Below are 15,007 nucleotides of genomic sequence, written 5' to 3' on the forward strand. Positions count from 1 at the left end.
ATCAGGGTTTATTTTATAATTACAAAATTTAAAAATTAGGGAGAGTATTATGAAGAAAAAAATATCATCTGTATTGGCAGTATCTTTAATAGCAACAAACATATCACCAGTAATAAATGTATTTGCTGATGAAGTTATAACAGATAAGGCCAAACTAATAAAAAAAAGTGTGGCAAATCAAGTTAAAATTTCACCTTTTAATCTAAATAATTATAGTGAGTTTGAAAATTATAATGAAAAATATAGAGTTTCTAAAGATAAGATTAAATCAATTTCAAATAATGGGGGACAGTACTCATCTAGTTCTATAGATAAAGCTATAGACAATAACATGTCAACTCACTGGGAAACTGGAAAACAAAACACTGAGTCTTTTAAAAATGAAGTAGTAGTAGAGTTTAAAGATATAGAATCTATTGATAGGATAGCCTATGCTACTAGACAAGATGGAGCTAGAGGCAAAGGATTTCCGACTAGGTTTGAGATTTATGCATCTATAAGTGGTGAAGATGAAGATTTCAAGCTTATGGCAACAGGAAGTCATTCTGTAACAGGAAATATGCTTCAATTTAAATTTGATACTATTACAGCTAAAAAATTTAAATTTGTATTTAAAGAAGCCAATCAAGGATGGGCAAGTGCATCAGAGTTTTGGTTTTATAGGGAAGACAATATAATTAATAAAATGGATAAGTTATTTACAAATGAATCAAAAAAACAAATAAGTCCTGATTTTAACACTATAGAAAAGTTAGATGCATTTGATAGAGAAGCAAGCACTCATCCACTATATAATAATATAAAAGAAGATATCGATAATGCTAGAATAATTTTAGAAAATAAAGCTTTAGAATTCACACAATCAAAGGTATCAAAATTTAAATCATTTAATGATGAAAGATTAGTTAAATATGATGAATTATTTAAAATACCTATGAATAAAGTAACAAGTATAACTACAAATGGGGGGAATTATGCTTCTAATGTTATCCAAAGGGCTATGGATGGTGATGTAAATACTAACTGGCACTCAGGAAAACAAAATACTAGTAGCCATACAAACGAAGTAGTTATGACTTTAGATGAATTAACTACTATAGATAGAATTATGTACACAAGTTTAAACTCTAGAGGATTTGCTCAAAGTTTTGACATATATGCATCTAGAACTTCTAATGGAGATACTTTCGAGAAGATAACATCTGGTGAAGCTAATATAACAAAAGATACTTTAGAAATAAAGTTTAAGCCAACCAAACTTAGAAGAATTAAGTTTGTATTTAAGAAAGGTTATGAGAATTGGGCTTTAGCCTCTGAGTTTGGACTATATAAGCAAGATGAATTAAAGGAAAAGATAGATAGATTATTTGTAAATGAAGATACTAATGAAGTTAATCCAGAATTTGCTACTATCGCTGCAATAGAAGGATTAATGAAAGAAGTAAAGGGCCACCCATTTGAAAATGAGTATATAGAAAAGTTGGAGATTGCGAAAGAATTAGTTGATTATGGAAAAGTTCAAGCAGGTACTTCTAATGTATCTAAATTTACACCTTTTTATACAGAATATATAAAAGCATATGATGATGTATATAGAATTAAAGATATTTCTATAAGTAATAATGGAGGGCAATATGCAGGCTCTGCAATAAAATATGCGGTTGATGAAGATGTAAATACTCACTGGGAAACTGGAAAACCAAATAGTGACTCATTTAAAAATGAAGTAATATTAACTTTAGAAGAAGCTACTTTAATAAATCGATTAACTTATAAATCAAGAAATTCAGGAAAAGGATTTGCGAAAGAATTTAGCGTATATGTATCTCCAGTTAGTTCGGGGAACAACTTCCAAAAGATAAGTGAAGGTGGATATACAGTAACTAGTGATATTTTAGAGATACAATTTGACAAGACTAAAGCAAAAAGAGTTAAATTTGTATTTGATAATGCACATGATAATTGGGCATCAATTTCAGATATAAGATTATATAAAGAAGATAATGTATCTGATAAGATGAAAAGACTATTCACAAATGGATTAATGGATACTGTAAGTGAGGAATTTAATACAATAGAAAAGTTAAATACTTTATCAAATGAGGTTAAAGTTCATCCACTAAGACCTATATACGATAAAGAAATACAATTGGCTAAAGATATTTTAAACAATAATCTTCAAAATATAAAAACTGTAGTTGCCGAGCAACATGGAGATAGAAATAAACATACAAGCAAAAACTTGAAGTTTGGATTTGGTAATAACAATCAGCCAACAGGTGTAGTTGCTAGAGCAGGGGAAGAAGTAACTGTATATGTTGATGCAGATCCAAATAAGCCACTACCACAATTAATGTTTTCTCAACAAGAAGGAAGTTTTGCAAATTGGGGAAGAACTGTAAGTCTACATCCAGGAAAAAATGTAATAACTGTTCCAAAAGTTAACCAAAATGATGGTTGGTATAAGCATGATGTAACACCTGGAGGACCAGTTTATATAGTAAACCCATACACTGAAGAAGAACAAGGAAAAGCACCAGTAATAAGATTTGCAAGTGGATGTGATAGTTTCCCATTACTAGATAAAAACACAAATGAAACACAATTAATAGAATTTATAAAAGATTATAAGAATAGATTAGATGAAGATGCTAAAGAAAATCCAAATGTATTAGATAGAAAGATGATAGATACTTTTGAGTTTGTTTCTGATCATATGGTATTTACAGGTACAGTAACTGGAGCATATGATGCATATGTTACAAATGGTAAAAAACCATTAGATACAATAAAGATGTGGAATGATCATATGGACATGCTATTTAAGTACCAAGGCTTAGACGGAAAAAATGAAAAAAATGATATAAAATACACTAGAGAAAATATAAGATTAGCTCAGCCATTTGGGTACATGTATGCAGCAGGAGGACATATAGGTGTTCAAGGTGATGTGATGAGCAGTATGTTAACAAGTGTAGGTAGTTGGGGAGTAGACCATGAAATAGGACATAAAATGGATATAGGAGTAAGAACAATAGGAGAAGTAACAAATAACATGTTACCTCAACAATCTTCTTATTATTATAATAGTCCAAATAAAAGAATTCCTTTTGAAAGTCATACTTATAAAAATATAATAGGAACTGATAATAACGACTATTATGAAGGTGAATATTTTGAAAAGCTAGCAGTATTTTGGCAGTTAGAAATGATATATCCAGGATACTGGGCGAAATTAAATACCCAGTATAGAGAAAATAATGTAGTTTTAGATTCAAGTAATGAAGCATTAGATAAGCTAAATCAATTAGCTAAGTATTCAAGTATAGCTTTAGAATTAGATTTAAGTGAACATTTTGAAAGACATGGATTCTTTGTATCTGATGAGACAAAAGAATTAATAAGTAAATATCCAAAGCCTGATAAGAAAATTTGGTATTCTAACTATGATTATAAAGATTATAAAGGTGAAGGGTTTAAAGGAAATATTGATTTAAAAGTTAAAAACTCTAGTCAAGGAAACAACGTTAAATTAATATTTGAAATTAATAAAGAAGCTAAAAATGATTTATTAGGATATGAAATATTTAAAGGTGATAAGCTAATAGGATTTACATCGACTAATAGCTTTGTTGATACAAATTCTAATATAGGTGAAGCTATAGACTATACTATAGTTCCTTATGACAAAAAGTTAAATACAGGAAATGAAGTTAAAATAAATTCGTTAAAACCTAGTATAAATGTACAACAAAAAGAAATAAACGTAAAACTTAGAGAAAAATTTAATCCGCTATCAGTAGTAAAAGCATTTAGCTACAATGGTGAGGATATAAGTAATAAGATAAAAGTTAATGAAAGTGTAAATGTAAATGAAAAAGGTAATTATCCTGTAGAATATACAGTAGAAGACAATGGAGTAACCACTAAAGAAGTTATAAGTGTAAATGTAGTAAGTGATTATCACTATTTATCTGATAGTGATTGGAAATCTGTTCAAACTCAATATGGAACTCCAAGAAGAAATACTAATATAAAAGGTAGAGTAAATGGAGAAATAAAAGATTTTGATAAAGGATTTGGAATACATGCAAATGGAAAGATAACTTATGATTTATCAGATAAAGAATATGACAACTTTGAAGCATTACTAGGAGTTGATATGGGGATAACAGCTCAAAATAACTCTAGTATAACATTTAAAGTAGTTGGAGATGGGAAGACACTAGCTACAACAAAGGTATTAAAGCATGAAGATAATATGATAAGTATAAATGTTCCTGTAAAAGGTATAGATGAATTAGTTATAGAAGTAAGTGATGGTGGAAATGGAAATACTTCTGACCATACTGTAATAGCTAATCCTAAACTAACTACAAACAATGCTAAGCCAACTTTAAATGTTGAAGATAAAACTTACAAATTAGGGGATAAGTTAGACCTTAACGAAGGAGTTAAAGCAACTGATGCAGAAGATGGTGATTTGACTTCTAGTGTAGAAGTAGTATCAAACAACTTTGAAGAAGGAAAAGTTGGAAGATTTGAGGTTATATATGGAGTAACAGATAGTGATAATAACTATGTTGAAAAGAAATGGTATATAACAGTTTATGAAGATTATATAGTAGCAAAATCTAAGTATGGTTCATTTGAAAATCTAGATAAATATAATGAGGAGTTTAAAATACCAGTAGCATCAGTAAGTAATAATGCAGGAAACTATGGATCAAGTGTTGTAGGAAAAGTTATTGATGAAAATATAAATACACACTGGGAAACAAATAAACCAAATAGTGATTCATTTAAAAATGAAGTTATATTTGATTTAGGTAAAAATGCTGAAATAAGTAAAGTAGCTTTTGCTGCAAGAAGAGATGCTTCAGGTAAAGGATTTGCAAATAAATTTGAAATATATGTTTCAAATGAAGTACAAGGTAATGACTTTATATTAGCAGGTATTGGAGAATATAATACTAGGACAACAGATGTTGTGGAGTTTGATATAGCTAAAACTAATGCAAGAAGAGTTAAGTTTAAATTTGTAGAAGCTAATCAAGGTTGGGCAAGTTTAAGTGAAGTATCATTTTATAAAGAAGATGTTTTAGCAAATAAAATAAAAAATGAACTATTTAAAGATAATTCAAAAACTGATATAAGTGAAAACTATAATACTTTAGAAAAAGTAGAAGCTTTAAGAAATGAAGTTAAAAATCACCCAGCATATAAATTATTTGAAGAAGACTTATTAAGAGCTGAAAAGTTAATTAAAGATAAAGTACCTGTTATAAGCTTTGAAGATACTACTTATGTTAAATTAAATAGCGATTTTGACTTAATGAGTGGTGTAAGTGCTAGTGATCAAGAAGACAAAAATATAACAAGTAATATAATAGTTAATGATGGTGGTTTTAATACAGGTAAAGCTGGGGAATACACTATAACTTATACAGTAACAGACAGTGATAATAATACAGTATCTAAAACTAGAACTATAATTGTTTATAGTAAAGAAGAAAATATAAGCGATTTGAATTGGAAATCTGCAGTTTCTGGATGGAAATTTGTAAATAAAGACTCAGCTGTAAATACAAATAATAAGATAAAACTTAATGTTGGTGGGACTATAAAAGAGTTTGATAAAGGGTTAGGTGCTGCAACAAATGCAGAAATAGTTTATGACTTAAATGGTGAGTATAGCAACTTTACAACTTATGTTGGTACAGATAAAAACTATAATGACAATAGAACAAGTATAATATTTAAAATATTTGCAGATGGAAAAGAAGTATATACTTCAGATACTATAAGAAAAGATAGTGAAGCTGATTTTGTAAATATAAGTGTTAAAGGAGTTAAAGAACTTAGATTAGTTGCAGATGATTCAGGTAATGGAGGACTTGGAGATTTTGCTTCTTGGGGAAGTCCAAAACTTTATAAAACAAATTCAAAACCAGATCTTCAAATAGAAAAAGATATAGCGGTAAAATTAGGAGAATCAATAGATGATGTAGTAGGTAAATACCTTGCAACAGATGCAGAAGATGGAGATATAACTTCTAAAGTTTTAGTGACAGGACAAGATAAGGTTAACTTTAATAAAAGTGGTAAATACAAAATAACTTACTCAGTAACTGATTTAGATGGAAATAAAGTTGATAAAGTTAGAAATATTACTGTTGTAGATATGAATGACTTTAAATACTTAACTGATTATGACTGGAAAGTGGCTAATCAAAGTTATGGAAGTACTAAAAAAGACATATCAGCAAGTAATAATTCTTTAAGATTAACTAAAGAAGATGGAGGTATATCTACATATGAAAGAGGAATAGGTGCTCATGCAAATGCTACAATAACATATGACTTAACTGATAAGGATTATGATTTCTTTAGTTCATATGTAGGTGTAGATAGAGCCATGTATGGGACTGTTGGAAGCGTTAAATTTGAAGTTTATGTTGATGGTGAAAAGAGATTTAATAGTGGAGTAATGAATTCTAGAGATCCTCAAAAATATGTTGAATTAAGTATAGCAGGAGCTAAGGAGTTAAAGCTAGTTGTAAATGATGGTTCAAATGGAATAGGTTCAGACCATGCTACTTGGGGAGCTGCTAAACTTCACTTTGCAAATAATGAAAAAGTTAGCTATGAAGAATTAGAATCATTGGTATCAAAAGTTAATGAATATAACAAAGAATCATATACAGAGGAGTCATTTAAAGTATTTGAAGAAGTTTTAAACAAAGCTAATATTATGCTAAAAGATAAAATAAGCTCTCAAGAAGAAATAAATGAAATGATTAAAGAGCTAAACAAAGCGATTGAAAACTTAGAAGAAAATGTAGATTTAAGTGAAATAGTAAATATAAAAGATAAATATCTTAAAGCAAGTATAAAGAAAGAACTTAATCTATCAAGTGATACTATAACAGTTGGTGATATGCAAAAGCTTACTAGTTTAAATGTTCAAGGTGCTGAAAGTTTAAATGGATTACAGTATGCTAAGAACTTAGAATCATTAAATATAAAATATAATGAAATAAGTGATTTATCACCACTTAAAGATCTTAAAAAGTTAACGGATTTAAGAGCTAATCCTCAAATAATAACAGCAGGGTCAGTTGCTAAAAAAGATAATAAGGTAACAATAGATTATGATGTTTTAAATAGAAAAGGTGAAAAGCTATCACCAAACCTTGTAACAGTAAGAAATAATAAAACATTAGAAGATACCACTTTAGATTTAGCTGATTGCTTAGATGAAAATGGAGTAATATCTTTTGATACTACAAAGTTTGAGGGCACTGTATATAGTGTATATTTAGGATATGAAGATACTAATGATAATTATACATCACAAGTTTTGTTTATGTTTAATAATAATTAACTTTAAATGTAAGAAAGGGACTAAAACTTTTTAGTTTTAGTCCCTTTTATTATTTTACTTTTTAGGAGGGTTTCCACCGTTTACCATAAGGAAATTACAAGTTGCATATTTTATCGTTTTAAATTCTTTACTATCTTTATATTTATCAACATGTTCAGAAGCTATAGTAACTTTATCTATTTCACCAGTTTCATATAAGTTTACAGCTGCATTAATATCTTTTACTATTTTAAAATTAACTTTATCTAAGTTAACAGTTTTATTATCCCAGTAATTTTCATTTTTCTTTAAGCCATATTGATCTTCCATTTTCCAACTATCCATAACGAAAGGTCCATTAAAAGCTAATTTATCTTTATCAGTTCCATAATTGTCTCCATAAGTTTCAACCATGTTTTTATTTACAGGGAAGAATACAGGAAATGCCATAAGTTGATCAAAATAATTTACTGGTCTATTTAATTTTATTTCTAAAGTATAATCATCTATTGCTTTTACACCTACAGTACTTGAATCTGAATTTTTGCCTAAGTTAAAATCTTCAGCTCCTTGTATATCATACATAACATAAGCATACTCACAAGCAGTTTCAGGAGTTAAATTTCTTATAAATGAATATTCAAAGTCTTTAGCAGTTAAATGATCACCATTAGACCATTTAGCATCTTTTCTTATTTTAAAAGTCCAAGTTTTTGAATCACTTGATTTTTCCCAACTTTCAGCCATACCTGGAATTAATTCATTTTTACTGTCAACTCTTACCAATCCCTCCATAACGTTGTTTATAGCTTCAAAAGATGTAGAATCTGAAGCTTTAGCAGTATCCATAGAAGATATATCAGAACTAGAAGTAGTATTTACTTCTTTTTTACCATTACTTAACTTAGCCCATTTATATGAAGTTTGTGGACCAAATGAATAATTAACCACATCTTTTAAATATTCTTTTTCTAAATAAGCTCCACCTTTTTGGTATAAAGGAGTAATAAAAGCACTATCTAATAATATTTTTTCAGCCTTTGAATAACTTTCCCAGCTTTCATCTATTGTAGTAGATCCTTTTGCTTTTGTTATTAAATCTTTATATTCTGTATCTTTATATCCTACATTTATAGCATATCTTCCAACTTCAGGGTAATATATTTCTAAGAAAGTAAGTGGGTCTGGGTAATCAGCTCCCCAACCTGCAATTGATAATTGGAAATCTCCATTAGAACTTTTTTCAGTTTTTAATTTAGTAGGTAATTGTTGAATTTTCACAGTAACTCCTTCTAAAGCATCTTGAAGCTCTGCTTGAATAAATTCAGCTATTTTTCCACTTTGTTCTGTATCACTAGTTAAAAATTCAAATTCTACGGAATCAAAACCAATTTCTTTTTTTACTTTTTCCCAAACTTTTTTAGCTTCTTCATCATTATGAGAATAACCCATTTCTCCTGCTACATTTCTGTAATCTTCACCTTTTTCATTAAAAGCTAGATTATCAGGAACAAATTTATCAACAGGCTTTGACCCATCATTAAGTATTATATTTGTCATTTGTTCTTTGTCTATAGCTAAAGCTATAGCTTTTCTGGCATCTTCATTTTCAAGGACTTTAAAAGGATTAGCTTTTTTAGAAGACTTAGTTTCTTCATTTGTAGAACTACAACCCGTTAAAACTAAACTACATATAAACATAGTACTTAGAAATATTGACGCTTTTTTCTTTAATAACATAAAAACCCCCCAATAATATTAAAATTTACAATCATATAAATAATTCTTGTAAAATTTAACTTTTTCCTTTAGAAGATAAATAATTTCGTTTTACATATTAGTATATAAATATGTTTTATTATAGCTACTATGACATTTAAACAAAAAAAGCTAGTAATTTTACTAACTCTTTTTTAGTAATTATATTAATTTACATTTTAATTGCAGTTTTGTGATATATAAATTAACAAAATCTTTATTTTTAGTTGTATATCTTAATACCATATTAATATGAAAATCCTTATACTAATAATTATAAAAAAGTAGATAAGGAGAGTTATATATGTTAGCTATTAATTGTGAACCTGATTATTACAAAGAAGAAATGAATAAAGCAATTTATTGTTTAAAAATATATGATTATATATCAGCTAAAAAACATATACAAAATATTATTATAAAAGATTTCTCTAAGCCACAAGGGCATAACCTTTTAGGAATTATGTATGAGTTACAAGGTGATCTAAATTTAGCAAGAAGACATTATAGAGCATCATATTCATTAGATCCAACATTTAAAGCTGCTAGTAAAAATTTAGAAAGAATAAGCAATTTCTTTTATAATTCAGAAGATATTGATTATGGAGATAAAATTAACTTAAATTATAAAACAAATTACAATTTAGTTTATGATAAAAATAATATAGGGAGATTAGTTAAAGTATGATATATTAAAAACATTTAAAATAAGTAGAGTAAATATTTATTTTAAATGTTTTTTTATGCAAAAATACAAATATTGTATTTTAATATAATTACTTTTATAATTTAGTATAATAAATTACTAAAGGGGGGATAAAATGAGTTGTGAGAAAATAAAGGAGGATATATTTTCTATAAATTACAGTAAAAATAAATACACCAAAAAAGGTATTGTAAAAAATACATTGAAGGTAATTTGTATAATGTGTATAGCTACTATAGTAGCTTTATTTTTTAAGAAAATAGATTTAAATGAATCCAATATAATTTTAATTTTTTTATTAGGCGTATTATTTTCTTCTATTAAATCAGAAGGGTACTTATATGGAATATTAGCTTCAATAATAGGAGTATTATCATTTAATTTCTTTTTTACAGAACCTTATTATACATTTTTAGCTTATAGAGCTGATTATCCTATAACATTTATTATTATGCTTATATCATCTATAATAACAAGTACACTAACTTCAAAGATAAAAAAAGAAGTTATGTTATCTAATATGAGAGAACAAAGGATAATTATTTTATATAAAAATATAAAGAATTTATTAAAATCACGAAATAAAAATGAAATAGTAGATATATGTAATATAAGTTTGATGAATATATTAAACAAATCAATAGCTACTTCAATATCAGATTTGGATGGAAATTTGAATAATCAAGTAGTAAATATTTATAAAGATAAAGATGATAATAAATTATTTAAATCTACATTAGAGATAGAGGCATTTAAAAAAGCCTTTGATTTGGGTATGGAAACTGGTATAGATACTGACATTTACCAAGATACAAAAGTTTTTAATTATCCTATAAAAGGTCAAAAATCTATTTTAGGGGTAATAGGAGTAGCTTGTTCTGATGGGATAGCATTAGATGAAAATGAAAAAATTTTATTAGAATCAATAGCTACTCAAGTTGCTCTTGCGATTGAAAGAGAAGATTTATTTGAAAAAACAAGAATAGCAAATTTAAATGTTGAAACTGAAAGATTAAGAAGTAATTTACTAAGATCAATTTCTCATGATTTAAGAACTCCTATTACAGGGATAATAGGATCTTCTTCTGTAATCTTAGAAAATTATAAAGATATTGATGAAGAAATTAAAAAAGAACTTATAAATAATATTTATGACGATGCAAGTTGGCTTTCTAGGTCTATTGAAAATGTAATAAGCATAACTAGGGTAGATGAAGATAAATTAGAAATTAAGAAAAGCTTAGAAGTAGTAGAAGAAATAGTGGGAGAAGCTATACATAGAATAAAAAGGTTTTCGAATAAACGAAAGATAATTGTAGAACTTCCAGATGAAGTTATTATGGTAAATGTAGATGGATTATTAATAGAGCAAGTAATTATGAACTTAATTGATAATGCAATAAGACATACACCAGAAAACTTAGAAATAAAAGTAAAAGTTAGTAAAGTAGAAAATTATATACAATTTGAAGTAGAGGATCAAGGAAGTGGATTAAAGGAAGAAGATTTACCTCATATATTTGATAGATTTTATACAAAGAGTAAGGGAAAATCTTTGGAAAAACGAGGTATAGGTCTTGGACTAGCTATATGTAAATCCATTATTGAAGCACATAAGGGAGATATAAAAGCATTTAATAATAAAATGGGAGGAGCGACATTTAGATTTAAAATCCCATATATGAAGGAGTAGAATATGAGTTTAAAGCCGTTAATATTAATAATAGAAGATGAAAAACCAATTAGCAAGTTTATAAAAGTATCACTTGAGACACAGGGGTATGAATGTATAGAAACAGATAATGGAATTAATGCAGTATCTATAGTTTATTCTATGAATCCAGATATAATAATTTTGGATTTAGGATTACCAGATATTGATGGAATAGAAGTAATAAAGAGGGTTAGAGAAGTAAGTTGTGCAAAAATAATTGTAGTATCTGCAAGAGAACATGAAAGGGAGAAGGTATATGCTCTAGATAGTGGAGCTGATGATTATTTAACAAAACCATTTAGTGTACCAGAATTATTAGCGAGAATAAGAGTTTCTTTAAGAAATAAAAATAACTTATCTATAAATCAAAAAGAAAAAGATAATGTATTTGAAGTAAGAGGTTTAAAAGTAGACTTTGAAAAGTATGAGGTAACTGTTGATAAAAATAATATTCATTTAACTCCTATAGAATATAAAATTATGGAGTTGTTATGTCAAAATGCTGGTAAAGTTTTAACTCATAAATTTATAATAAGTAAAATTTGGGGTAATTATCTGGAAACTGAGACACAATCATCACTTAGAGTGTTTATGGCAAGTATAAGGCGTAAAATAGAGAAAGACCCTGCTCAGCCAGAATATATAAAAACAGAAATAGGTGTAGGATATAAACTTATAGCTGAATAAGATATTAATGAAATCTTTATGCATTTATAATTATCTTAACACAATCTTTATACCCTATTTAATATAATTAACATAAATAATAGGAAATAAATATTTATGTTAAGGAGTAAGAAAATGAAAAAGGATGATTTAGAGTATGTAATTATTGCGGGGTGTAGTAGATTTGGAGCTAACATAGCAAATGTATTATCTTTAAGTGGAAAAGATGTTATTATAATAGATTCAGATGAAGATTCATTTAGAAAACTTTCACAAGAATATAGCGGATTTAAACTTATAGGTGATGCAACTGATATAGATGTATTAATAAATGCAGGAATTAATAAAGCTACTATGCTAGTAGCAGCAACTAATGATGATGATGTAAATATTATGATATCTCAGATATCTAAGGTTATTTTTAATACTAAAAAAGTTATATCAAGACTATATGATGATGACAAGGAAGTTGTATATAAAGACTTTAATATAACACTTCTTAGACCTACTAGTTTAACTATTAATGAATTTGAAAGACTGCTTTGTATAAAAGAAAAAAGCAATAAAAATAATAATTCATTTAAATCAATAAAAAATGATAAAATAAGTAGTTTTATAAGAAAAGTAGGTGCATATTAATGAATATTTTAATTGTAGGTGGAAGAAAAAAAGCAGAGTTTTTATTAAAGTCATTATTAAACAAAAATCATAAAGTTACCTTTGTAAATAAAGATTATAAATACTGTAAAGAATTAAGTGAGATATATGAATGTAGTATTATTTGTGGTGATGGATGTAAAAATTATATTTTAGAAGAAGCTGGGGCTAAACATGCAGATATAATAATTGCAATGACTTCTAAGGATTCTAGTAATTTAGCTATTTGCCAATTAGCTAAAAAAATTTATAACATAGACAAAACATTTGCTACAGTTACAAATCCTAAAAATGTAGAAGTTTTTAAATCTTTAGGAATAAATGGAGCAATAAGTGCAACTTATATAGTATCTGATGTTATAGAACAAATGGCTACAATAAATGATATTTATGAATTTGTACCAATTGAAAATGGACAAATCAGACTACTAGATATAATAGTTAAAGATAATTCAAATTTATGTGGAAAATATATAAAGGATTTAAATTTATCAGATAAATCTATAATTGGGTGCATAATAAGAGGTAATAATAGTATTATTCCTAATGGAAATACACAAATAATGGTTAATGATAAACTTATAATATTATGTGATGCAAATGTTCAAAGAGAAGTATTAGACAAAGTTTTAGAAAGTGGTAAATCTTATGGAATGTAAAAGATTTAATCAATGGGGAAGTACTATTTATTATATAGGAATTTTTACATCAATATCTGGGTTTATATTATTATTACCACTAATAAGTATTATATTCTATATAGATGAATTAATTTATGCGCCTAGTTTTTTAATTCCAGCGTTTATTTCTATAGTTTTAGGATTAATTTTAGCAAAAAAATTTAAAGGATATAAAGAGAGAACTTTATCGGTTGGAGAAGATGCAGTAATTGTAGTAAGTGGATGGATATTAGCAACAGTATTTTCTGCAATACCATTTATTATCGGACAAAATTTAAATTTTACACAAGCATATTTTGAAGCTGTAAGTGGGTGGACAACAACTGGTCTATCAGTTATAGATGTAGAATCAGCTCCCCATATATTTTTAATTCATAGAAGTATAATGCAATTTTTTGGAGGAGTAGGAATTGTTTTAGTAATGCTATCAGCATTATCATCTACATTTGGAATGAAACTTTATAACTCAGAAGGACATACAGATAAACTTCTTCCAAATTTAATTAAATCTTCTAGAGTTATAATTTCTATATATTTAGGTTATGTGGTTTCTGGAACAATATTATATGTCATATTTGGTATGCCTATATTTGATGCAATAAATCATTCTATTGCAGCTTTATCCACTGGTGGATTTTCTGTAAGAGCTAATAGTATTGGATACTATGATAATGTTTTTATAGAATTGATAACTATTATATTAATGATATTAGGTACGACAAGTTTTGCAACTCATTTATTACTTGTTAAAGGTAAGTTTAAGGAAATTTTAAAATTAGGCGAAATAAGATTTATGTTTTTAGTTTTAGGAATCTTTATACCACTGATTACTTTTATTTCTTTAAAAGATTTGTATACAAGTTTGTATAAAGGGATTAGGGTTGGATTATTTGAGATTATATCGGCTTTATCAACTACAGGTTTTTCAACTGTAACATATAATAACTGGCCATCTTTTGCAATACTTATAATGATAGTGGCAATGCTTATAGGTGGGGGAGCAGGGTCTACATCTGGAGGGATAAAGCTTTATAGAGTTTATTTAATTATTAAAAAGTTAATATGGAATATAAAAGATAAGTTTTTGCCGAAACATCAAGTATATAGAAATTATGTATATAAGGCAGATGGTAAAATATTTATAAATAAATCAGATATTTTAGAAGTATATAACTATGCGTTTATATATTTAATGGTATTTATTTTAGGGGTATCGATTATGTTAGTATGTAATTACCCACTACAAGATGCAATGTTTGAATTTGCATCAGCTTTAGGAACAGTTGGATTATCAGTAGGGATAACATCATTAAATGCACCACCAATTATTTTATGGACAGAAATTATAGGAATGCTATTAGGTAGACTTGAGATTTGGGTTATATTAATAGCTATAGTTAAAGTTGTTAAAAATAATAGGAAGAATAAATAATAATTGAAACATTAAAAGTATATTTAAT

General features: G+C 27.1%; 8 protein-coding genes. 7 read left to right on the plus strand and 1 reads right to left on the minus strand.

Going from position 1 to position 15,007, the window contains the following annotated elements; genetic code table 11:
- Window positions 1-49: 49 nt before the first annotated feature.
- Window positions 50-7,387 (plus strand): NPCBM/NEW2 domain-containing protein, encoded by a 7,338-nt coding sequence (locus tag ABFX13_RS09645; protein WP_346045403.1) that lies wholly within the window; start codon window positions 50-52, stop codon window positions 7,385-7,387.
- A gap of 54 nt (window positions 7,388-7,441) precedes the next feature.
- Here the strand turns inward: ABFX13_RS09645 and ABFX13_RS09650 are convergent, their stop codons facing one another.
- Window positions 7,442-9,106 (minus strand): ABC transporter substrate-binding protein, encoded by a 1,665-nt coding sequence (locus ABFX13_RS09650; RefSeq protein ID WP_346045405.1) that lies wholly within the window; start codon window positions 9,104-9,106, stop codon window positions 7,442-7,444.
- A gap of 322 nt (window positions 9,107-9,428) precedes the next feature.
- On the opposite strand from ABFX13_RS09650, the gene ABFX13_RS09655 reads away from it, so the two are divergent.
- The 6 genes from ABFX13_RS09655 (at window position 9,429) to ABFX13_RS09680 (ending at window position 14,979) form a co-directional block, all read left to right on the plus strand.
- The gene (locus tag ABFX13_RS09655) at window positions 9,429-9,812 is read left to right on the plus strand and encodes a tetratricopeptide repeat protein (RefSeq protein ID WP_346045407.1); all 384 of its coding nucleotides are present in this window, start codon (window positions 9,429-9,431) and stop codon (window positions 9,810-9,812) included.
- Between the two features lie 133 nt (window positions 9,813-9,945).
- Window positions 9,946-11,523 carry an ATP-binding protein gene (locus tag ABFX13_RS09660; protein ID WP_346045409.1) on the plus strand — a complete coding sequence of 526 codons (1,578 nt, stop codon included), beginning with the start codon at window positions 9,946-9,948 and terminating at the stop codon, window positions 11,521-11,523.
- 3 nt (window positions 11,524-11,526) lie between these two features.
- Window positions 11,527-12,231 carry a response regulator gene (locus tag ABFX13_RS09665; protein ID WP_147544785.1) on the plus strand — a complete coding sequence of 235 codons (705 nt, stop codon included), beginning with the start codon at window positions 11,527-11,529 and terminating at the stop codon, window positions 12,229-12,231.
- Window positions 12,232-12,345: 114 nt separating this feature from the next.
- Window positions 12,346-12,849: a potassium channel family protein gene (locus tag ABFX13_RS09670; protein WP_346045412.1), complete on the plus strand. Its 504-nt coding sequence runs from the start codon at window positions 12,346-12,348 to the stop codon at window positions 12,847-12,849.
- Complete coding sequence (locus ABFX13_RS09675; RefSeq protein WP_346045414.1) at window positions 12,849-13,526, plus strand: potassium channel family protein; 678 nt, start codon at window positions 12,849-12,851, stop codon at window positions 13,524-13,526. The genes ABFX13_RS09670 and ABFX13_RS09675 overlap by 1 nt, the downstream gene beginning before the upstream one ends.
- On the plus strand, window positions 13,516-14,979 hold the full coding sequence (locus ABFX13_RS09680) for a TrkH family potassium uptake protein (protein WP_346045416.1): 1,464 nt from the start codon (window positions 13,516-13,518) through the stop codon (window positions 14,977-14,979). Before ABFX13_RS09675 ends, ABFX13_RS09680 begins: the two co-directional genes overlap by 11 nt.
- The last annotated feature ends 28 nt before the right edge of the window (window positions 14,980-15,007 follow it).

This window comes from Paraclostridium tenue (assembly GCF_039521565.1).
Taxonomy (GTDB): Bacteria; Bacillota; Clostridia; order Peptostreptococcales; family Peptostreptococcaceae; genus Paraclostridium; species Paraclostridium tenue.

What these genes read in the sequence shown, in the direction of transcription:
- ABFX13_RS09665 (WP_147544785.1), top strand. Translation starts at nt 11,527, where the DNA reads ATGAGTTTAAAGCCGTTAATATTAATAATAGAAGATGAAAAACCAATT.
- ABFX13_RS09655 (WP_346045407.1), top strand. Translation starts at nt 9,429, where the DNA reads ATGTTAGCTATTAATTGTGAACCTGATTATTACAAAGAAGAAATGAAT.
- ABFX13_RS09650 (WP_346045405.1), bottom strand. Translation starts at nt 9,106, where the DNA reads ATGTTATTAAAGAAAAAAGCGTCAATATTTCTAAGTACTATGTTTATA.
- ABFX13_RS09645 (WP_346045403.1), top strand. Translation starts at nt 50, where the DNA reads ATGAAGAAAAAAATATCATCTGTATTGGCAGTATCTTTAATAGCAACA.
- ABFX13_RS09660 (WP_346045409.1), top strand. Translation starts at nt 9,946, where the DNA reads ATGAGTTGTGAGAAAATAAAGGAGGATATATTTTCTATAAATTACAGT.
- ABFX13_RS09680 (WP_346045416.1), top strand. Translation starts at nt 13,516, where the DNA reads ATGGAATGTAAAAGATTTAATCAATGGGGAAGTACTATTTATTATATA.
- ABFX13_RS09670 (WP_346045412.1), top strand. Translation starts at nt 12,346, where the DNA reads ATGAAAAAGGATGATTTAGAGTATGTAATTATTGCGGGGTGTAGTAGA.
- ABFX13_RS09675 (WP_346045414.1), top strand. Translation starts at nt 12,849, where the DNA reads ATGAATATTTTAATTGTAGGTGGAAGAAAAAAAGCAGAGTTTTTATTA.